Below are 23,659 nucleotides of genomic sequence, written 5' to 3'. Positions count from 1 at the left end.
TTACCTAACCGACAAAAACAGCAACAATCAGGTTGCAGGAACGAAAACCACTGAGTCACGCTGGGGGAAGACTGACCGAAAGTGTTTTACGAAATCTTCATTAAACTTTCTGCGATTTTTGGAGTAGAGCAAATTTCCATCAGAAAAGGTGTCTTTGCAGGTTTGATTGGCTCGCTCACAAAAACTGGCGGTTTCAATCGGTGCAGCAAAGAAGTAATCCGCAAAGTTACGCTCAAACTTTTTCATACTAGCTGGCGCCAAGCGCAATTCTCCCTCGTCATAATAAGCGCCGATCAAGAAATAGCCCTGCCTATCGTCGCGTACTAGTGACTCGCTATTAACTTTGACACTCGCAACATCAACACTCAGTGCCAGTTTACGTTTAAACGAAGCAACCATAACCCTTCCCTCAATCAGTCGATTCGGTTCACGCACAACAAACTGATACCAATCCGTTTTTTCCGTCTTTTTTAATTCGAGTCGAGTCCCCTTTTCCTCCGCAACCCAACTACCTGACAACCGCGACGCATCCGGCTCATCACCCTGCAAAGGCTTATTCAATAAATCGTTACACCCGCCTAAGGTCAACAGCACTACAAGAACTCCACACCATTTCAAATACATTCGCACAACCTCTTTTTACACGTGAACACAACGCCGCAGCTGAGCAGCTTATGTATTCAACATAATACAAAATGTAAGTATTTGTATTAACGCTGCCAGGAGTTTGCATAAAACATTCACAATTGATACGTGGTGACCATTCAGTAATTTAACGTATTGCAATCCTCCTTATTCCCTCCTAACCTCTTCGCCATTACTCCGGCATTAGATGAAATTATGTCCAGCAAAGAATCATCTCAAATCGAACCAATTACTATTGTAGGCGGGGGCCCAAAGAAAGTTCTCTACACATTGAGAACCGTTGCAAGAATTGGATTACTCAACTCTGCCAAAGCGCTAAACAGCAAAAACACCTGTAAAGCCTGCGGTCTGGGGATGGGTGGACAACGCGGCGGTATGACCAATGAGAAGGACGAATTTCCTTCGGTATGCAACAAAAGTATTCAGGCACAATCGACTGATATACAACCCCCAATTCCGCAAGATTTATTTGCACATACACTCGACGATTTTAAACAACTCAGCGCTTATGAATTGGAACATCTCGGACGGCTTGACACTCCCCTGTTCAAGAACACAGATTCAAATAGATACACTCCCGTAAGCTGGGCGTTCGCATTTGATAAAATGGCACGCGCATTTTCTGCTTGCCAACCTGAGCGCAGCTTTTTTTACTCGTCGGGACGCTCCTCCAACGAGGCCGGCTTTGTATTGCAATTACTGGCACGCATTTATGGCACTAACAATGTGAACAACTGTTCCTACTACTGCCATCAAGCGACCGGGGTTGGTTTGTCCAATGTTATCGGCACAGGTACAGCGACAGTTTCGTTAGAGGACGTGGGCGAATGCGATTGTATTTTTGTGATAGGCGCTAACCCGGCGTCCAATCATCCACGCTTTGTGCATCAATTAAAAAATTGCCGCGAGCGGGGCGGGCAAGTCATAGTAATTAACCCAGCAAAAGAACCCGGTCTGGTACGTTTTGCAGTTCCCAAAAGCGCAAAATCTATGCTGACAGGGGGAACCTGGATTGCATCCGATTATGTGCAACCCCAAATCGGTAGCGACCTCGCCTTATTAAAAGGTATTGCTAAAGCTCTTATCGAAAACCAACAACACGATGCCAATTTCATCACCGCGCACACAGAAGAATTCTCCGCATTTAGCAATGAATTGTCTGAAACCTCATGGGCAACCATTGTTGATAGCTGTGGAATTGCGCAAGAAAAAATTGTTGCACTTGCTGCCGCTTACGCAAAATCCGAGCGCGCGATTTTTGCGTGGGGAATGGGCATCACCCATCACCTCAACGGCGTTGAAAATGTAGAGGCAATTGCCAACCTTGCGCTGCTGCGCGGGATGATCGGTAAACCCGCCGCTGGTTTGCTGCCGCTTCGCGGGCACAGCAATGTCCAAGGTATAGGCACCGTTGGTGTAAAGCCGGTTTTAGCAGAAGATGTGTTAGCAAAATTGGAAAATCAATTTAATTTGCAACTACCACGCAAACCCGGCATGGATACCCTCGCCTGCTTAGCTTCTGCGCAAGAAGGAGATATTGATGCTGCGTTTATTATGGGCGGCAACCTATTTGCAGCAACGCCCAACACCGATTGGGCGCGCACAGCGCTGGATAAAATTCCATTTAAAGTCTATTTAACAACGACTCTCAACGCCGGCCACATTCACGGCATGGAAAACAGTGAGTCCTTGATCCTACCCGTGACTGCGCGCGATGAAGAGTGGCAACCCACTACACAAGAGTCCATGTTTAACTATGTTCGGCTGAGTGATGGAGGCATTGACCGCTTACATGGTGTTAAGCCTGAAGTAGAAATTTTATGCGAGCTAGGGCTTCGTCTACTGCCCAAGACAGCACCTTTATTTCAACAATTTAAAAAACACAATTCGATTCGAGCCGCGATTGCAGCAACTATTAGCGGATTAGAAGAATTAAAGGATATTGAAGAAACCAAGCAGGAATTTACCATTAAAAATCGACTACTGGACCAACCGCTTTTTAATACCAACAACCAGAAAGCGCAATTTAAAATTCACCCCTTAACACCCAATAACCGCAATCCGGAATTTCCCTTTACGCTTGCCAGTATTCGCAGTGAAGGGCAATTCAATTCCATTATTTATGAAGAAAGTGACTCCTATCGTGGAGCCGACACCCGATGGTCGGTATTAATGAATAAGGACGACATGCAGGCATTAGGTATTGTCGCAGGAGATTCGTTAAATATTGAATCGCCACAAGGAGTAATGAAGAGTGTTAAAGCAGTCGTCTTTGATGTCCCACGCGGTAATTTGCTAGCTTATTACCCCGAGGCAAATGTTCTGATTTCCACTGAGCATGACCCACGCAGTAAAACTCCTGCATTTAAGTCGGTACCCGTTAAAATTACTACACCTTGATAATTTATTTATTGGCGATGAGCAGGATTTCGTCGCCTTGACCAAGCATATACTGGCATTTCAACTGGAAACCACTGGCAGCAACCATATCACTAGCTTCTTTAAACCCTATTGCTTCAGGGTAAAAACCCTTTTCAACTTTGGCAGCGACCAATTCACGTGGTTTGAACGTAAACAAAAAGCTTTTTCCTCGCGCACACAAATGTTCCAGCAACGCCTTTTGGTGTTGTAAATAATTCACGACACCCAAACATAAAATCAAGTTTTCACCTTGAACCGGCGGATATTCAAACTTATCAAAATCGCACACGATGGTTCGGCTATCACGTTTGGCAATATCGCAAGGAATATATCCCGCCGGATTTTTGAGATGCTTTTCAATCAGCATATTGCCGCACCCCATATCAAGCACATACGCACCTTCCGGAATCCAGCGCGCAACGACTTTTGCACGATGCTCCCACACAGGGTTATGCAGATCGTCGCGTACACCTTCCGCTTCGTACATTTTGGAGTATCCAACTGCCTTTGCCGCATTCAGTTCCGCCAATAAAGACTCTTGATGGCGATTGCGAAACGTAATTGAATCCTCAACAAAGGCAGAGACGTTATAAGCCTCCTCGATAAAACCAAGTTGGAATAAGGTCTTTCCCAAAAATCGAACGAACCGTAAATTTTCCAAACACAAAGGCGCTGCTTTTGCAGCAAGAAGAAAGGCATCATTAATCTTCCCTCCATCCAATCTCGCCTCTGCTTCTTCAAACAGCTTTAGACTCTCGGAAACTTGCTCGGACATTACACATATTCCTTGACCAATAAGATGGGATTAAGGATGAATCAGACCATCCCCAGAGTATTAAAAAGACTAGACCAACGCAGCAGTTAAAACCAATTGGAGGGAATAAATAATAAACTCAGATCAAATGGAGATATTGATGTCAGTTTTGGGGGATCTGCGCCGGTCTTTCCCTGTACGCGTTTCTACCATGTGCTCACCGGGCTTATTACGCCGGTCTTGCTTGCGCCGCTCAATACCACCGGGTGGGCCAACTGCAAGCTCTTGTGCCGAATCCACGCTCGCGCCATGTTGGTCACTGGCATACGCCCTGACTGCGGTTGTACTGGATGGGCGACTGGGCGCCTTTAGAGATTGAGGTCTTGGACTTACCGGGCCTATATAAACCATAATTGCACCTAAATTTACATTTACAGTCAATTTATCGGCTGTGTGAATATTAACTTGAAGGCTAATTCATACGTCATCAAAAATTTGGCGAACTGCTCACATTTCAGGCATTTTTAGATTCGCGTAATCAACTCAAACGCATTGTAAATATGCTTTAAAGGTCTTGACCAAAATTTTACGCATTTTATACTTGGCGTACGAAGGGGAGTAGTTCTCGCCGCGCAGGTCGTCAATACGAGTGTTTAGCTCCGGTCGCGCGGGCAAGGTAGTACCTTGTTAACAAGACCTTTGTCACAATGACAAAGGCTTCCCTATTTCGGCATTTTCCGGCGCCCGTCATTGTGTTTTGTAAACCACTAACGACGGAGCTATTCATGCTTAACCTTCTCTCTTCCCTATCCGCTGGGCTAGCGCCCGCCCTTGATACCGCAACACCTCAAACCACGGCAATGTCTATTGGCACTCCCTGGATGTGGGCCATTTTCTTCGGCATTGTTCTAGTCGTGTTATTAATCGACCTCATCTTTGTAGGTGGAGGCAAACAACACCGGGTATCACTCAAAGAAGCCGCAAGCTGGTCGCTAGTTTGGGTGGCGTTAGCGCTGAGCTTCGGTGCTGGGCTCTGGTGGTACCTGGACGCCAACTTCAGCCGCGAACTAGCCAATACCAAAACTCTGGAATACCTAACTGGCTATTTGATTGAAAAATCCTTGGCCGTAGATAACGTATTCGTGTGGTTAATGTTATTTAACTTCTTTGCCATTCCATTTGAATTGCAAAAACGCGTACTCACCTACGGCGTACTGGGAGCGATTATTTTACGCACCATTATGATTTTCGCCGGTGTTTGGTTAATCGCCCACTTCCATTGGTTGCTCTACGTGTTCGGTTTGTTCCTGTTGTTTACTGGGATCAAAATGTGGTGGATGGCTGACAAAGAAATTCACCTTGAAAACAATCCATTACTCAATTGGTTTAAAAGGCACTTCGCCATAACCAATCAGTTACACGGTGAAAAATTCTTTGTGCTGGAAAATGGCGTGAGGATGATGACTCCGCTGTTTCTGGCGTTGATTATGGTGGAAATTTCCGACGTAATTTTTGCGGTGGACTCGATCCCTGCGATTTTTGCAATTACCTCAGATCCCTTTATCGTGCTAACCTCCAACATCTTTGCCATTTTAGGTCTGCGGGCTATGTATTTTTTGTTGGCTGATATGGCCGATCGCTTCACTTACATTAAATATGGATTGGCGTTGGTGCTGGTATTTATTGGTATCAAAATGATTCTGATCGATATTTATAAAATTCCCGTAGGAATTTCCTTGTTAGTCGTGGCGATGCTGATTGGCGGATCGGTCTTACTCTCGTGGATTAAAACCAAACCACAAGAAAATAGCTAATCGATAAAAAATTACCTAAAAAATAAAAAGGCCTGCATCAAGCAGGCCTTTTTTATACATTGTTGTTATCGCTTCTTCATTAATGGGTGTTAAACCACTTCAAACTATCATGCAGTTTTACAACTTCTCCCACAATAAATAGCGTAGGAGCATGAACATCATTTGCAGCTACCACATCAGCAATGGACATTAAATCTGCAATCAACACTCGCTGCTCTTGCGTAGTGCCTTTTTCAATTAAGGCTACAGGCGTATCTGCGGCGCGGCCATGAGCGATCAATGACTCACAAATTTCCTTTAAACCAACCAACCCCATATAAAACACCAGTGTTTGTGTAGGGTTCGCAAGCTCTGGCCAGGATAAATTAGTATCATCTGATTTTAGATGGCCAGTTACAAATCGCACTGACTGCGCATAATCACGATGGGTTAAGGGAATACCCGCGTAAGCAGCACAGCCAGATGCGGCCGTAATTCCTGGCACCACTTGAAATGGAATATTATGTTGTGCCAAGAGCTCAATCTCCTCACCGCCGCGACCAAAAATAAAAGGGTCACCGCCTTTCAAACGGAGCACACGTTTACCTTGCTTCGCCAAATCAACCAGCAATTGATTGATATTTTCCTGCTCCATTGCATGTTCGCTACGACGCTTGCCAACATAGATTCGCTCAGCATCGCGGCGAACCAACTCCATTACACCATCTGAAACCAATCGATCGTAAAGCACTACGTCTGCTTGCTGCATTAAGCGTAACGCTCGCAAAGTTAATAATTCCGGATCACCAGGGCCACCACCAACCAGATAAACCTCTCCTTGGGTCAATTGTGACTGATCACTCGCCAATTCATTACGAATAAAACTATTCGCCGCTTCTTCCTGGCCATTCATCATTAATTCTGCTGCTGGACCTTGCAGGATTTTTTCCCAGAACTTGCGCCGGCTATCACCATCACTAAAGCGCGCTTTAATCCGCTCGCGCCACTGACTGGCAATTTGCGCGAGCTTGCCGTAACCCGTTGGAATCAGCGTTTCCAATTTGGCGCGCACCAATCGCGCGAGCACCGGCGCCTCACCACCACTGGAAACGGCAATTACCAAGGGCGAGCGATCGATGATTGCCGGCGTGATATAGGTGCAAAGTACGGGAGTATCAACAACGTTGACGGGCAACTGCAAAGCTTGAGCATCGGCAGAAATTTTTTCATTGAGCGATTCAATATCGGTCGCAGCAATGGCCAACACACAATCTTGCAAGTCGCTGGTTTGATATTCACGTTGCAGCAATTCCCCGCCGGAGGTATTCGCCAACTCACGTAGTTCGGCAGAAATCTCCGGAGCTACTATGCGCAATATGGCACCCGCCTTGGCTAACATTCTGCCTTTACGTGTAGCCACTTCGCCACCACCAACTAACAAGCAGCGACGCTTTTTTAAATCAAGAAAGACGGGAAAATAATCCATACCAAGGCGCACCAATTTTCAACTAACGCAAAATTACCAACAACGCTGCTTTTATTGCGATAAAAAAGGTGGGTATCGCTTGCGCTCCACCCACCCTACAAATTCACACAAGTTAATGTTGCAATTATTTCTTAACCGGCGCCAACACCTCCTGCCCCCCCATGTATGGGCGCAAAACTTCGGGAATCACGATGCTGCCATCGGCTTGTTGGTAGTTTTCCAAGACGGCTAACAAGGTTCGGCCAATTGCCAGACCTGAGCCGTTCAGGGTATGCAGCAATTCCGGTTTGCCAGTTTCCTTGTTGCGGTAACGGGCCATCATGCGGCGCGCCTGGAAATCGCGGAAGCTGCTGCAGGAAGAAATTTCCCGGTATTTGTTTTGCGATGGAACCCATACTTCGATGTCGTAGGTTTTGGCAGAAGAGAAACCAATATCTCCACCGCACAGGATAACCGTGCGATGCGGCAAGCCGAGTTTTTGTAAAATGGTTTCAGCATGCCCAACCAATGCCTCCAAGGCCGCATCGGATTCCTCCGGGCGCACAAACTTTACCAACTCCACTTTTTCAAATTGATGTTGACGAATCATGCCGCGGGTATCACGACCGTAGCTGCCCGCTTCCGAACGAAAACACGGAGAATGACAAACCAATTTGATCGGCAGCTGGGCCTCATCAACAATTTCATCGCGATAAATGTTGGTAACTGGCACTTCTGCGGTAGGAATTAAATAGAACTCGCGATCATCGGTGAGTTTAAATAAGTCTTCTTCAAATTTTGGCAACTGGCCCGTGCCAAACAATGAATCGCGATTCACAATAAACGGCACATTGACTTCTTCGTAGCCGTGCTCCGTGGTATGGGTTTCCAACATGAATTGCGCAAGTGCGCGATGTAAGCGTGCTACACCAGCGCGCAATACCGCAAAACGAGTACCGGTAATTTTGGTGGCCACTTCAAAATCCAGACCACCAAGGTTCGCGCCAAGGTCCACGTGATCCACTACCGGGAAGTCAAAATTGCGCGGCGTACCCCAGCGACGAACTTCTACGTTGTCTTCATCGCTTTTACCTTCCGGCACTTCATCGGCAGGAATATTGGGAATGGCTTTTACAAAGTCATCCCATTCAGTTTGAATAGTTGCTAACTCTGCTTCTGCACCTACCAATTGCTGCTTGATGTTTTCAACCGCCTGCATCATAGGCGCTACATCTTCCCCCGCTTGTTTGGCTTTACCGATACCCTTGGAAATGGAATTGCGTTCAGCCTGGAGGTTTTCGGTTTTGACCTGGATGTCTTTGCGTTTTTCTTCCAGTGCCTGAATTTTTGCCACATCCAATTCATAGCCGCGTTTTGCCAAGCCTTTTGCTACGTCTTCAGTAGCGGTGCGAAGTAATTTTGAATCTAACATGATGAGTATTTTTCTGTATTAAAGTTAAAAAATGTTACCCGTAGCCCGTATGGAAGCTAGCGGAATACGGGGAATGGTTGCCAATGCAAACCCCGTATTTCGTTAGACTCCATACGAGCTACGCCTAAAATAATTTTTGGGTTACGGCCATACCAACAAAAGCCATCAATAAACCCAGAATCACCGAGCCACTGGCATACATCAATGCATTAATCACATGCCCTTCTTGCCACAGCTGTAAAATCTCCAACGAAAACGCGGAGAAAGTGGTGAAGCCGCCCAAAACTCCAGTAATAAAAAACAACCGCCATTCAGCAGACAAAGTCGTTTTTTCTACCAGCAGCACATAAGCCACACCAATTAAAAATGACCCGACGATATTCACCACAAAAGTGCCGAGCGGAAAACGGTAATTCAGCAGTGGCGTTAGGTAGCCGACGGCGGCGAATCTGATTACAGATCCAATTGCGCCACCCAATGCGATTGCTAACCACTGCATGCTATTTCCTGATCTATTTTTTATAACGCTGCTTTTTGCTTTGTTTATCCAGCTCGCGCAAGTGCGCCAGTTTTTCCTGGATTTTTAATTCCAGCCCACGCTCTACGGGGGCGTAATAACGGGTAGCGGAAATTTCTTCCGGCAAATAATTCTCCCCTGCCGCATACGCGCCCGGCTCGTCGTGGGCATAGCGATACTCTGCACCATAATCCATATTTTTCATGAGTTTGGTCGGGGCATTGCGCAAATGCAGGGGAACATCGTAAGCCGGCTGAGCGCGAACATCGGCCATCACCCGGTTGAACGCATTATACACAGCATTACTTTTTGGTGCGCAGGCCAGGTAAACCACCGCCTGGGCGATGGCCAACTCCCCTTCCGGGCTGCCCAGACGCTCCTGCACATCCCAAGCCGAAAGGCACAACGGCAGAGCGCGCGGGTCGGCGTTGCCTATGTCTTCACTCGCCATACGCACTACGCGGCGGGCGATATAAAGTGGATCGCAGCCACCATCCAACATGCGCGCCAGCCAATATAAGGCACCGTCGGGTGATGAACCGCGCACCGATTTATGCAAGGCCGATATTTGTTCATAAAAAATATCGCCGCCTTTATCAAAGCGGCGCACATCGCTGGCCAGTACTTCCGCCACAACCTGTTCGTTGATGACTTTGCTATCGCCGTCGTCATCCGCAAGATCGGCGGCGATTTCCAGCAGGTTAAGCGATTTACGCGCATCGCCATCCGCCGCCTGGGCGAGAGTCATCAGAGTATCGTCATCAATTGCGATCGGATGATCCCCCAGGCCACGCTCTTTATCATTGAGCGCCTGCAACAACACATTCTTTAATTGCTCAGGTTGCAAACCGCGCAGCACATAAACACGGCAGCGCGATAGCAATGCGTTATTTAATTCGAAGGAAGGGTTTTCGGTAGTCGCACCGATAAAAATAAAAGTGCCATCTTCCACGTAGGGTAAAAATGCATCCTGCTGCGATTTATTGAAACGATGGACTTCATCGACAAACAAAATCGTTTTACGCCGTGTCGAAATCCGCTCCTGCTGTGCGGCAGCTACCGCCGCGCGAATTTCTTTTACCCCCGACAAGACCGCTGACAGCGTTTCAAAACGTGCATCGGCTTGTTCGGCGAATAATTTGGCGAGCGAGGTTTTTCCTACACCGGGCGGCCCCCACAAAATCATGGAATGCAGTTGCCCGCGCGTGATCGCTTCGCGCAGGGGCTTACCCGGCGCTAGCAAATGCTCCTGACCAATATAATCATCCAGATTGCGCGGACGCATACGCGCGGCAAGCGGTTGATAGGCGGGTGTAGATGAACCAAATAAATCCATGCCGTTCCTGTGATAACAGCCCCGGAATTAATCGCGCAAAACTTCTACGCCTTCCGGCGGTTGAAAAAAGAATTTCTCCTCCGCCAAAGGCTTGTTGCGTTCCACTTTGGTAAGCACACAGCGTGTAAGTTGGCCAAGGCTGTCTTTAATAGCAAACTCTGTTAACTGGCCATTTTTAAATACCAGCGTCAAATGCTGGAACATACCTTCAGTTACTTTGGGTGTGAGGGTAAACGCTTCTGCCGCTTTGTTGTTCAGATCACGAGTGACTGAAAATTGCTTACGCAGTTGCTCCACATCGGCGCTCAATAACAGCGCTGGAGTTTCACGCAGGTCTTCGGAGAATTCACGAACGGTAACAGTTTCCAAATCCGGGTCGTAGAGCCAAATAGTTTTGTTATTGGACACCAACAGTTGAGGCATTGGTTCCAAGGTCTTCCAATAAAACTTGCCCGGCCGCATTAGCATAAAATTACCCGTGCTGGCCTCCTGCTCTACACCTGCCTTGTCGAAGCTGGTTTGAGTGAAATCACCTTGCAGGCTATTCATCGCATCGAGCAACTTACGCAACTGCACTGCCGCCTGATCATCCGCAGCGTAAGTAACGCCAGAAAAAACACTCACTAACACTAACGCAAAAATTTGAACAATTGCTTTCATAAAACATCCAGGCAGCAAGGAAAATAATAAGGTTGACGAGCACCCGAATCCTAACGAGCGCCGATGAACGGCAGATAAATCCCACGGGATTCACCCGGTAAAGACGCGTTAATTAAAATCTCGTCCACCGCCCACTAAGACTTCGCGATTACCATTGTGACCGGCGGACGAGACAACACCTGCCGCTTCCATAGTCTCAATCAAACGCGCCGCGCGGTTGTAGCCGATTCGCAGCTTCCGTTGTACTGAAGAAATAGAGGCTTTGCGCGATTCAATAACAAACTGTACCGCTTCATCGTAAAGCGCATCAGCTTCACCTTCATCACCCTCGCCGCCTTCGCTCGGCAAGCCGGGAACTGGAATCGAGTTGTTATCGTCATCAGTAATGCCATCGATATATTGTGGAGCGCCGCGCTTTTTCCAATCACCAACCACTTTATGCACCTCATGGTCATCCACAAAAGCGCCGTGAACACGAATAGGTACGCTGGTACCGGATGGTAAATACAGCATGTCACCATGCCCCAGCAACTGCTCTGCCCCACCCTGATCCAAGATGGTACGCGAATCAATTTTGGAGGAAACCTGGAAGGCAATACGCGTAGGCACGTTGGCTTTAATCAAGCCGGTAATAATGTCTACCGATGGACGCTGTGTGGCGAGGATCAGGTGAATACCAGCCGCACGGGCTTTTTGCGCGATACGGGCGATCAATTGTTCCACTTTTTTCTTGTCGACGATCATCATCATATCGGCGAATTCGTCGATCACTACCACAATAAACGGCAACACTTCCAAATCCGGAGCGGTGGCAACTTCAGCACCGGCTTCAAAATTGTCTTCCGGTTTAAATAACGGATCTTTAATCGGCTCACCGGCGTTAATCGCGTCGTCTACCTTGCGGTTAAAGCCCGCGAGGTTACGCACACCTAAGGCCGACATGAGTTTATAGCGGCGTTCCATCTCACCCACACACCAACGCAGGCCGTTGGATGCATCTTTCATGTCAGTGATTACGGGCGTGAGCAAATGGGGAATACCCTCGTACACTGAAAGCTCCAGCATCTTCGGATCGACCAAAATCAGGCGCACTTCTTTAGGCGTGGATTTATACAGCAGGCTGAGCAACATCACGTTCACGCCCACGGATTTACCCGAACCCGTAGTACCCGCTACCAGCAAGTGCGGCATCTTGGCCAGGTCAGATACCACTGGCTCGCCGGAAATGTCATGGCCCAAGGCCATCGTGAGAGGCGATTTCGCATTATCGAAGGCTTCCGAGGCAATCACTTCCGAGAGGCGCACCATCTCGCGGTGTGCATTGGGGATCTCTACCCCCATAACTGATTTGCCGGGAATTACTTCCACTACCCGCACTGACACGACGGCGAGTGAACGCGCCAAGTCCTTCGCCAAACCGGAAATACGGCTCGCCTTAATGCCGGGCGCCGGTTGGATTTCGAACCGGGTAACTACTGGGCCGGGTTGCACTGACACCACTTCAATATCGATACCGAAGTCTTTTAGTTTCAATTCGAGCATGCGCGACATGGCTTCCAACGACTCTTTGGAATAGCCCTTGTCGCTGCGTTTATCGGCGGGGTCCAGCAAACTCAAGGGAGGCAAGGTGCCCACTGCGGGCTCCAACGATTCGAACAGCGATGGCTGCTTTTCTTTTTCAACGCGAGGACTGGGTGCAGGTTTCTTTTTGGGTGGCTCGGTAATGATGACCGGCGCTACGCGCTTGGCTTCTTGCTTCACATGCTGCTCTACGATTTCGCGGCGATGCTCCTGAGCTTTGACTGCAATTTGCTTTTCTGCCCGCTCACGGCGATAGACCTGCCACTTTTCCATGGCTTTGTTGAAACCAATTAAGGTCCAGCGGCCAATGTCCTCGCTGAGCTTTAACCAGGAAAGGTCTGTGAAAATGGTCATGCCCACTAAAAAGGTACTGAGCAGTAGCAAGGTTCCGCCGGTGTAATTAAACGCACCAAAGACCGCATCGGAAACCGCCGCGCCAAGCAGGCCACCATTGGAGTATGGCAAAACAGATTGACCATCGCTGTAGTGCATGGCGGCAATGCCTGTTCCTGCAACCATTACCAATACAAGGCCGGCGGCGCGCAAGCCAAAAAACAACCAATCGATTCCCCCTTCGCGGTTGCGATCTTTCAAGACCAACCAGGCGCGGTAAGCAATCATCACCGGAAACAAATAAGCAAGGTACCCAAACAGAGAGAAGAAGACATCCGCCATCCAGGCACCGAAAGGTCCGCCGGCATTTTGCACAATGGCGTTGTCGCCAGTGCGCGACCACCCCGGGTCATTGGGGTCGTAACTGACCATAGCGATCAGCAAATACAGGCAAATAGCGCCCAAGCCAATCAGGGCCCCTTCTTTCAGCAGGCGTACCAGCAGGTTAGAGGTCTGCTCCGATGCGGGCGCACGGCGTTGTGGACTGACTGATTTCAATGGTGATATCCCGAATAATGATGAACCCGGTCTCGGCCGGGTTTTGAATGAACGAGGGCTATTGTAATAACTGGCGGAAGATTTACCACCGGCAAGATCACTATGACGGGAAATAGGTGAAAAAAACTGCCTCACCTCAGTGCATGAAGACAGCAGCAAGCAACTTTGAGCATAATTTCAACAGCGAATTAATGATGCTGGGTATCAGTAATAATGGTTTTCATATCCGGCTGCCAGCAAGTAACCTGATTGCGGCCATGCTGTTTGGAATAGTAAAGAGCCTCATCCGCCTGCTGGATAAGTTGGTTGGCAGTGACTGCCCCCATGCGGATGGATGTCACACCAAAGCTGCCCGTCACTTTAATTCCATTTGTTACTTTCTCTTCAATTTTCTGGCGGCAGCGCTCCGCAATCATCTGCGCTTGTTCCAATGGCGCCCCAGGCAAGATTACGCAATATTCTTCACCGCCAAACCGCGCTACCATATCCATATCTCGCACTACTTCGCGCAAACTGTTTGCAGCCATTTTAATCACTTCATCGCCCGCCGCATGGCCATAGGTATCGTTTACTTTTTTGAAGAAATCGATATCGGCCATGATGCAACTGAACTCAGCATCAGTAGTGCGAGCACCATCAAATTTACTGCTTAGATGCTCGTAGAGCGCACGACGGTTGTAACAGTTAGTAAGCGGATCGCGCGTTGCGAGAAAAGTCAGCTCCTTATTTTTGTTTTCAATTGCTACTTGTGTTGCGGCCAACTGCTGGATCATTTCCTCTAACAAACGACTCTTGGTTTCCAGTTCAGTAATATCTTCAAATACCGCAATGGTGCCTTGGCTCGCGCCTTTAGGGTCCAGAATGGGCACCGCATTTACCTGAAAAATCGTGTCTTTATCGCTATTGCTGGCGTCGGGTAGGAGTACTCGTACACCGGTTTGCTTGACGCCGCTACCAATTGCTTTCAGCCAGGGATATTCGCGCGCTTCTTGTTTGGGATCTAAAAACCAGCCAAGACTGCTGGCCTTTTTTCCCATGAGTGATTGTTCGGTACGCTGCAGGTGCTCAATCATCGAATTATTAGCCAATACGATTTGCTCGCGCCTATCCAGAATTAACACACCTTCCGCCAGAATATTTAATGCGTTGCGTACCCGGGCAGGCACTACCGCACTGGGATCCAAATGTTTTAACGCGCGTTTAATGTAAAACCAATAACCAACAAAGCCACTGAGTGATACAAAGATCACCAACAATATAAATGTCGGCAATTTAAAAATCGGATGACTATCGCTTAACAATGGCTCGAAGCTCAATTCAAATTCAGCACGCTTGGCACCGTTGAGCATGATGGGAAAACGGATATGTGTGGGTGTAGATTCGTTAGCTTTCGCCTTGGCCCAGTTCTTGGAATGCAATTTGGTTTGCGCAACAATTACACCATCATTGCGGCGCACAGCGACTGATAAAATTTCCGGGTTGCGCTCTACCGATGACTCCAGCAAATACTGCAGCAGTAATTCATCACCGCGCATAATAGCCACACTGACTTGCGATGCCAGGGTTTCAGCCAAACGCTTGCGGACTTCCAATTGTTGACGCTCAGCACCGGGCGCAAGCCCGATGGCCTGTGCCAAAATCAGGATGGAGATAGTTAAAATCACCAAACCCAAACTTAAACGAACTGCTGGAGTAAAACCTAACATTTATTTTCCTTAACCAGAAAACTCAGCAAAACCAACATTATTGGCCGGGATTTTTTTGTTGCGCATGGTCGAACAAATACCCTACTTCTTTGGAGCTCTTATCTTCTCGCGCACGGTCTTTACGCTGTTGTTCCAACTCTTTCTTGCGCTTATTCACTTCGTCAAGAATGGGCAATGGATCCAAACCGCGCCATAAAGGCAACATAGACATCAGGGTTAACAATAGACTGCTGGCGCGCAAAGACCAAACCAGCAAGCCTGTCGTCACTGAAAAAGTCAGCCCCGCCACTACCGCACGACGATCCTGCTCCTCTTCCATAGCCACATCCATTTGATCGCGAATACGGCGTACTTCGTTGTCAAAATCAGCTGCCTCCCAAGGGGCAAAACCATCATCCGTTGCAATCAGACTTACGAGCGATGAAGACGCCGTCAGTGTTGTAACCGGTATATTTTGCGACTCCAGGTCTGCTTCAAAACGCGCATAATCACGACTGGATTTATCATTGGGCAAGGCGACATTATCGCGAGCATCATTCGAATCAGAGACCGGAGGCACCCCCTGGCCAGACGTTCCCGGTAAATTGGTATCTATCCCCGTTTCTGGCAGGCCGACATCCTCACCATTGTTACCTGAACCCGGGTTTTCGCCATTCCCATCTGTGGGTGGTGTAGTGGGCGGTGTTACCGGCGGCGTTGTTGGCACTTCGGTAACCGGTGGTACCGTGGGCGGCGTTACCGGAGGTTTGGAAGGAATTTCCGGGTCAGGAACAACCACTGGCGCCGTGACATTTACTTTAAAGCGCGTGTCAACCCAGGCACCTTCGTTGTCTTGCGCACGCAGAGTAATAAAGGTTTCACCGCCACTGCTGGCAGCAAATGAAATTGTCATCATGCCAGTGGTCTGATTCCATTGCACACTGGGAACCACGGCGGTATTGGTATTGGCAATTAACGAATATTGCAGCGCAGTGCCATTTTCAATGTCAGAAAATATTTTACGCAAATCTATTTGTTGAGGTTGAGCACCCGCATTAACGTTAATGTCGTTAATGCCAGCGGATACAGGAACATCATTAACCGAAGCAATGTTTATTCGTACTGCGGTTTCAACAGTCGCGCCACTAGTGTCCTGTGCGCGAATAATTAAATCACTGACGCCAAATTGATTAGCACCGTAGCTAAACATTAATTTTCCAGTATTGGCATCTACGGTTGCACTGGAAACCAGGGCAGCATTGGAGTTGCTCACAACGGTATATTGCAATTGACTCGCAGGAGTTTCTTCATCGCTGAAGATAGAAAATAAATCCAGTTGGTCACCGGGCGCATCTTCAATGTTATTGATAGTAATTGGCGCACCGGCAACAGGTGCGTCATTCACAGCTTCTACCTGCAGCGCAAACTGGAAGTTCACACTGGCTTCACCATCGCTGGCAATCAATTGAATACTGAGATTACCAACATCGCTATTACCTGGGGTGCCGGTAAACGTTAAGGTGTCAGCATCAAAATGTAACCACGTGGGCAACGCTTGCCCATTCGCCAATTGCGCGCTGTAACTCAGTGAATCCCCCACATCGATATCGTTAAACATCGTCAATGGGAAACTAAGGTTAAAGGGCTGATCTTCATGTGCAACAGGATTGACACTTGGGGCAATCAATGTTGGTGCATCGTTGGTATTAACCACGGTAATGGTAAACGTATCGCTGATGCTGCCACCATTGCCGTCATTCACACTGACTTGCAGGTTAACTACACCGACATCGCCATTGCCCGGCGTTCCGAAAAAAGTGCCCGTCGATGCATCAAAACTCAACCATGAGGGCAAAGCACCACCGCCCGCTAATTGCGCTGAATAACTCAATGAATCGCCTTCGGCATCGGCAAACGCATTTGCAGGAATGGTGAACGAAAAGTTGGAATCTTCGTTAACGGATTGATCACTTATCCCCGCCTGAACTGTGGGAGGTAAATTGGCAGGCAATGCGTTCACAGTCACACTGAAAGTATCGGTAACGCTGCCGCCATTACCATCGCTGGCAATCACATCAATAGCGACGGCGCCAACATTTGGGGTGCCTGGTGTTCCACTAAATGTACGCGTAATTGCATCAAAACTTAGCCATGCCGGCAGCGCTCCGCCACCCGCTAGTTGCGCACTATAAGTTAGCGTCGCACCTGCATCCACGTCAGCAAATGTGTTAGCAGGAAATTGAAAATTAAATGCATTACTTTCAGTGGCAGTTTGATCTGCAATTGGATTGGCGACCGTAGGGGCGTCGTTGGTATTGGCAATAACAATGTCGAACGTATCCGTCACTGTACCACCGTTGCCATCGTCGGCAATGACGTCAATCGACAAGGTACCTACATCTGCATTAACAGGAGTACCGCTGAACGTGCGAGTAGCAGGATCAAAACTCAACCATACTGGCAATGCGCCCCCACCGGCAACTTGGGCAGAATATGTCAGCACATTACCCACATCAATGTCGGCAAACGTATTCGCCGCAAATTGAAAATTAAAAGCCGCATCTTCGGTAGCATTTTGATCGGGGATCGCGTTAGCAACTGTGGGCGCATCATTCACATCGTTTACGGTGATGGTGAAAGTATCAGTAACAGTGCCGCCATTTCCATCATCAGCAATGACATCAATAGATACGCTACCCAAATCTGCATTAGTCGGTGTTCCACTAAATGTGCGCGTTGCCGCATTAAAACTTAACCACGCGGGTAACGCACCGCCGCCATTTAATTGCACTGAATACGTGAGTGTTGCACCAGCATCCACATCCGCAAATGTGTTGGCAGCAAATTGGAAATTGAATGCTGCATTTTCGGTTGCGGTACGGTCAGGAATTGCATTTGCAACAGTCGGGGCATCATTGGTATTGGCAACCACAATGTCGAACGTATCTGTCACCGTGCCGCCATTACCATCATTGGCAATGACATCAATCGAGACTGTGCCTACGTTGGCATTTAACGGTGTGCCGCTGAAAGTGCGGGTAACCGGGTCGAAACTTAACCACGCGGGTAAAGCGCCGCCACCGGCAAGTTGCGCCGAGTATGTGAGCGTATCGCCAACATCGGGATCAGCAAACGTATTTGCGGCAAATTGAAAATTAAATGCCGCATCTTCAGTCGCATTTTGATTGGGAATCGCGTTGGCCACTGTGGGCGCATCATTCGCATTGCCCACCACAATATTGAATGTATCAGTGACTGTACCGCCGTTACCGTCATCGGCAATCACATCAATCGAAATGGTTCCTACATCACCATTCGCCGGTGTACCACTGAATGTGCGTGTAGCCGCGTTAAAACTTAACCAAGCTGGCAATGCACCGCCGCCATTTAATTGTGCTGAATAAGTGAGTGTTGCACCTACATCAACATCGGCAAAAGTGTTAGCCGCAAATTGGAAATTGAATGCTGCATCCTCAGTCGCATTTTGATTGGGAATGGCGTTGGCGACGGTGGGCGCATCGTTAGTATTGGCAACCACAATGTCGAACGTATCTGTCACCGTGCCGCCATTACCATCATTGGCAATGACATCAATCGAGACTGTGCCCACGTTGGCATTTAACGGTGTGCCGCTGAAAGTGCGGGTAACCGGATCGAAACTTAACCAAGCGGGTAAAGCGCCACCACCGGCAAGTTGCGCAGAGTATGTGAGCGTATCGCCAACATCGGGATCAGCAAACGTATTCGCGGCAAATTGAAAATTAAATGCCGCATCTTCAGTCGCATTTTGATTGGGAATCGCGTTGGCCACTGTGGGCGCATCATTCGCATTGCCCACCACAATATTGAATGTATCAGTGACTGTACCGCCGTTACCGTCATCGGCAATCACATCAATCGAAATGGTTCCTACATCACCATTCGCCGGTGTACCACTGAATGTGCGTGTAGCCGCGTTAAAACTTAACCAGGCTGGCAATGCACCGCCGCCATTTAATTGTGCTGAATAAGTGAGTGTTGCACCAGCATCAACATCGGCAAAGGCATTGGCCGCAAATTGGAAATTAAAGGCTGCATCTTCTGTGGCATTTTGGTTCGGGATAGCGTTGGCGACGGTGGGCGCATCATTCCCGGCGTTAACAGTAATATTGACCGTATCCGTATCCGTCAGGGTTCCACCGGAACCGGTATTACCTTGGTCACTGGTAGTAAGAGATAATACCGCCGCACCATTGTAATTTGCGGTGGGGTTGTAGGTGAGTGTCGCCAGCGCGGTATTAATATCCGCAAGCGTACCGGTAAACACCAGCGTTGAATCAGCGGTTCCATCACCCGTGGTAAAACTTAAACCGGTTGTACCGGCAAGTGTGAGCGTGCCATTGGTCACTGATAGTGTGACCTGCACAGCACCTGCAGCAGCATCAGGATCAGCGATTTGAATTTGATTGCTATTGCCTGTACTAAATACCAATGCGGTATCTTCAGTTGTAACTTGCGCGCCCGGAACAGAATTTACCGGCGCATCATTAACAGCAGAAATATTAATTGTCGCCGTGTCGTTACCCGTTAACGCGCCATCATTGGCAGTGATGGTTAATGTCGCAGTCGACATAGGTGTGTCGCCCGCCAGACGATACGTTAAGGTGCCGCCATTATTTCCCGCGAGGAAATCATTCACCTGGGTGAGCGTACCGGTGATCACCAAACTGGGTGTACCGTTACCGGAAAAAATACTAACACCGGTCGTACCCACATTTGCCGTTAGTTCACTGTGTGGTGCTGGACCAGCGATAGTGACAGTAACACTGTTCGTATCCACATCTGAAATGGATATGCCCGTTCCATGCAAATTAACCGCTGTCTGCTCACTGGTGTAGTAATCCGTTAACGCAATACTCACCGAGGGCGCGTCGTTTACATTGGCTACCGTGACGCTAAAGGTATCGGTAACCGAACCCCCATTTCCATCACTGGCCGTAACATCAACCGAGAAACTACCTACATCTCCGTTCGCGGGAGTGCCGCTAAAAGTACGCGTTGCGGCGTTGAAACTTAACCAAGATGGCAACGCCCCGCCCCCGGCTAATTGCGCAGAATAGGTTAAGGTATCACCTAGATCCTGATCACTAAATGTATTGGCCGCGAATTGAAAATTAAATGCAGCATCTTCTGTCGCATTTTGATTGGTAATTGCATTGGCAACAGTAGGCGCATCATTAGTGTTGGCAACAACTATATTGAAGGTGTCGGTGACTGTACCGCCATTGCCGTCGCTGGCAATGACATCGATTGATACAGTTCCCACAAACGCGTTGGTAGGTGTACCGCTAAATGTGCGCGTGGCAGAATCAAAACTTAACCATGCCGGTAAGGCACCGCCACCCGCCAATTGGGCGGAGTAACTAAGCGTGTTTCCCACATCCTGATCGGCAAATGTATTCGCGGCAAAGGTAAAATTAAATACTGAATCTTCAGTGGCATTTTGATTGGGAATAGCATTTGCAATAGTAGGCGCGTCATTGCTATTGGCGACAACCAAATCAAAGGTATCGGTTGCTGGCGTTCCGCCGTTGCCATCATCGGCGGTGACTTTAACAGAAATAGTTCCCACATCACCGTTGGTGGGCGTACCCGAAAATGTCCGGGTGGCGGCATTAAAACTTAACCACGCCGGCAACGCGCTGCCATCCGCCATGGTTGCTGTGTAGGTGAGCGTATCGCCCACATCCGCATCATTAAAAGTATTGGCTGCAAATTGAAAATTAAATGCAGCATCTTCAGTGGCATTTTGGTTTGGAATCGGGTTAACAATTACCGGATCAATATTGGCGCCGCTGGAAATTTGAAAAGCAACATCGCGACCAGTATCTGCAACACCTGTACTACTATGAAACGATCCATTGTTATAAACATTGCTATTGTGAATTGCAGCTTTTACCTGGCCATCATTACTGGTGGATTCAATTTTAATAAAATACAGCTGATTATCAGTAAGAACCGTGTTGGTAAAATCAAACGCTTTCCACGCAAGTGTTGTACTTATGTCCGCCGACGAAACCGTGGCCGAATCCACTACCGTACCATTAAAGGCCCCCGATAATAAGGTAACCGTAATAGTTTGCGCCGCTGCTGAAGGGTCTTTCACCAGCTGCAGCACGATAGAATCTATGGTGTAGGTTGCGCCAACACTGTCGTGAAAAAAGCTCTGAAAGAAAGGCACGCCCGCCGCAATAATTTGCGTATCAGTCGAAGGGCCCGAGGTTTCATAAACCACATTGGAGGAGCCGACATTCTGCACATCCAAATCAAAAAAATCAGACACGGTTGTAGTGCCATCATTGGCAATCACTTGAATGGTGATATTGCCTACATCGCCATTGGATGGCGTTCCATTAAATGTACGCGTGGCGCCATCAAAAGAAAGCCACGCGGGTAATGCGCCCCCACCAGCGAGCTGCGCCGTATAGGTCAGGGTATTGCCAACATCCTGATCATTGAATGTGTTGATGGCAAAGGTGTAATTAAACAGTGCGTTTTCTGTTGCTGTTTGGTTGGGAATGGCATTGGCAACAGTAGGTGCATCATTGGTGTTGGCGACAACAATATCAAACGTATCATTTGCAGTGCCGCCGGCACCATCATCAGCGGTCAACTTGACGGAAATAGTTCCTACATCACCATTCGCCGGTGTACCGCTGAACGTACGTGTCGCCGAATCAAAATTTAACCACGCGGGTAAGGCTCCACCACCCGCCAAGGTTGCGGTGTAGGTAAAACTTGCACCCAAGTCGCCATCGCCAAAGGTATTTGCCGGAAAAGTATAATTAAATGCGGCATCTTCTGTAGCATTTTGATTGGGCACCGGAATGTTTAAAAAGGGATTATCGTTAACGTTGTTAACAACCAAATCAAAAGTGTCATCAATAGTGCCGCCGTTACCATCATTCGCGGTTACTTTAACGGAAATAGTTCCCACATCCCCGTCATCGGGAACGCCGCTGAAAGTGCGGGTCGCCGCATTAAAACTCAACCATGGCGGCAAAGGATTACCATTGGATAAGGTGGCGGTGTACGTCAGCGTATCGCCGTCCTGATCGCTAAAAGTGTTCGCGGCAAAGGTATAACTGAACAACGCTTCTTCAGTCGCTGTTTGGTTGGGAATTGCATTCGCAACGGTGGGAGCATGGTTTTGAACATCCACCAGTGCGATAGACATGTCCTTGTTACCGTCCCCGCTGCCATTAACCACAAACTCACTGGCGATAACGTTGCTATTTATGTAACCAATGCCAACTAAATTGTCTGCCCCATTGTTGGTTCTGAACTCAATCCAATAAACGGTGTAAGCATTAAACGTGGTCTGCGCAAAATCAAAATTAACAGTGCCCAATGAGCTTCCCAGCGATGCAGTATTAACTGATGCCGAAGCAACTACAGTTCCATTGTAGCTATGCTCATGCACGAAGACTTGCACTGTTGCGGAACTGGTGCCGTGATTCGCCAGCATTACCTGAATACGATCCACCGTGTGCGATGAGGTTAACTGCACACCTTGCATGACATATCCACCGGTAGGAATTGCCTGTTCATTGGTGGCGACACCGGAATACAAATGCACAACGTCGGCAAGAACGCCCTGCCATTCCATATTTTGGGTGGAAGAGAAAATACTGGTGGTTTCAATCTGACCGACACGTTCTTCCAACTCCCAATCGGCGTTGGCGGCATTACCGGTTAAATCATTACTGGCAGCGACATCGGCACCGGTGAGATCGCTTAATTGACGCAGTAAATTCACACCACTTTGATTGGCTGCTACATCGCATCCGTACAGTAAAATGTCCGCATCGTCATCAAGCGAATTTTTCCAGTTACCAAGTGCTTGCTGATATTGCGCAATATTATTTTCGTTGAGCACTTGCGTTCCCAATTGCACGCTGCCCGCGACCCCGTGGGAAATAATATGTACGGCGGAAATGCCACTGACACCGGCGAGGTAATCGCTGATTTGGGTCAGACCATCTTTGGTGGAATCCAGATAAACAATCGCGATTGACTGATCGTTCAGCGCTTTTTCTATATCGTTAACCAGCAGCTGATAATTATCGACCGCGGTATCGACAAAAATCACAGCGTCAATTTGAGGAATGTCGGGGGTAGCGTCCTGCATTATGAGCGGTTGTATATCCAACGCATCATCAGGTTTATAGATACTCACCAGATCGACATCTTGCGCGGCATAGGCGAGGTACTGACCATCGGAATGGCCGTCATCGAACACAGCAATATCCGCTGTGGCGGAAAAGAGTAAGCGCGGTTCCAGTGCTTCAATTAACGGACGGCGATGACGCGGAGCTTTCGACATAAGTTTCGCTGTTACTTACACGCACTTTTACGGGTGCATTGGGTTAAAGGACTGGTGAAAACCAACTACATCCTTTGGTGTTACCGGCGCTTTGCTCGCCGTACCATAGCGAGC

The 23,659-nt window shown here is 48.3% G+C and carries 13 protein-coding genes; 2 read left to right on the top strand and 11 right to left on the bottom strand.

Annotated features, from left to right (window positions below; all coding sequences use genetic code 11):
* Window positions 1-27: 27 nt before the first annotated feature.
* Entirely contained in the window at window positions 28-624 is a 597-nt protein-coding gene (locus D0C16_RS00185) for a hypothetical protein (protein WP_151030465.1), read from the bottom strand.
* Window positions 625-840: 216 nt separating this feature from the next.
* Between D0C16_RS00185 and D0C16_RS00180 the strand changes: the two genes are divergently transcribed.
* Complete coding sequence (locus D0C16_RS00180; protein ID WP_151030464.1) at window positions 841-3,045, top strand: FdhF/YdeP family oxidoreductase; 2,205 nt, start codon at window positions 841-843, stop codon at window positions 3,043-3,045.
* 4 nt (window positions 3,046-3,049) lie between these two features.
* Here D0C16_RS00180 and D0C16_RS00175 read toward each other — a convergent pair whose 3' ends face one another.
* Entirely contained in the window at window positions 3,050-3,841 is a 792-nt protein-coding gene (locus tag D0C16_RS00175; RefSeq protein WP_151030463.1) for a hypothetical protein, read from the bottom strand.
* A 123-nt stretch (window positions 3,842-3,964) separates the two neighbouring features.
* Window positions 3,965-4,231 (bottom strand): hypothetical protein, encoded by a 267-nt coding sequence (locus D0C16_RS00170; protein ID WP_151030462.1) that lies wholly within the window; start codon window positions 4,229-4,231, stop codon window positions 3,965-3,967.
* 374 nt (window positions 4,232-4,605) lie between these two features.
* Here D0C16_RS00170 and D0C16_RS00165 point away from each other — a divergent pair, with 374 nt between their 5' ends.
* Window positions 4,606-5,634: a TerC family protein gene (locus D0C16_RS00165; protein WP_151030461.1), complete on the top strand. Its 1,029-nt coding sequence runs from the start codon at window positions 4,606-4,608 to the stop codon at window positions 5,632-5,634.
* Window positions 5,635-5,713: 79 nt separating this feature from the next.
* On the opposite strand, the gene cysG is transcribed toward D0C16_RS00165, so the two are convergent.
* The 8 genes from cysG to D0C16_RS00125 all read right to left on the bottom strand — a co-directional run bounded on the left by cysG (window position 5,714) and on the right by D0C16_RS00125 (window position 23,545).
* Window positions 5,714-7,099 (bottom strand): siroheme synthase CysG, encoded by a 1,386-nt coding sequence (gene cysG / locus D0C16_RS00160; protein ID WP_151030460.1) that lies wholly within the window; start codon window positions 7,097-7,099, stop codon window positions 5,714-5,716.
* Window positions 7,100-7,223: 124 nt separating this feature from the next.
* Window positions 7,224-8,510, bottom strand: coding sequence for a serine--tRNA ligase (gene serS, locus D0C16_RS00155; RefSeq protein ID WP_151030459.1), 1,287 nt, complete (start codon window positions 8,508-8,510; stop codon window positions 7,224-7,226).
* 124 nt (window positions 8,511-8,634) lie between these two features.
* Complete coding sequence (crcB, locus tag D0C16_RS00150; RefSeq protein ID WP_151030458.1) at window positions 8,635-9,009, bottom strand: fluoride efflux transporter CrcB; 375 nt, start codon at window positions 9,007-9,009, stop codon at window positions 8,635-8,637.
* A gap of 13 nt (window positions 9,010-9,022) precedes the next feature.
* Window positions 9,023-10,363: a replication-associated recombination protein A gene (locus D0C16_RS00145; RefSeq protein WP_151030457.1), complete on the bottom strand. Its 1,341-nt coding sequence runs from the start codon at window positions 10,361-10,363 to the stop codon at window positions 9,023-9,025.
* A gap of 27 nt (window positions 10,364-10,390) precedes the next feature.
* Entirely contained in the window at window positions 10,391-11,023 is a 633-nt protein-coding gene (gene lolA / locus D0C16_RS00140) for an outer membrane lipoprotein chaperone LolA (protein ID WP_151030456.1), read from the bottom strand.
* Window positions 11,024-11,131: 108 nt separating this feature from the next.
* The gene (locus D0C16_RS00135; RefSeq protein WP_370458227.1) at window positions 11,132-13,504 is read right to left on the bottom strand and encodes a DNA translocase FtsK; all 2,373 of its coding nucleotides are present in this window, start codon (window positions 13,502-13,504) and stop codon (window positions 11,132-11,134) included.
* A gap of 179 nt (window positions 13,505-13,683) precedes the next feature.
* Complete coding sequence (locus D0C16_RS00130; RefSeq protein ID WP_151030454.1) at window positions 13,684-15,201, bottom strand: GGDEF domain-containing protein; 1,518 nt, start codon at window positions 15,199-15,201, stop codon at window positions 13,684-13,686.
* A gap of 37 nt (window positions 15,202-15,238) precedes the next feature.
* Entirely contained in the window at window positions 15,239-23,545 is an 8,307-nt protein-coding gene (locus tag D0C16_RS00125; RefSeq protein WP_151030453.1) for a putative Ig domain-containing protein, read from the bottom strand.
* Between the last annotated feature and the right edge of the window lie 114 nt (window positions 23,546-23,659).

Source organism: Cellvibrio sp. KY-GH-1 (assembly GCF_008806975.1).
Taxonomy (GTDB): Bacteria; Pseudomonadota; Gammaproteobacteria; order Pseudomonadales; family Cellvibrionaceae; genus Cellvibrio.
This window is presented reverse-complemented; position numbering and strand designations above follow the sequence as displayed.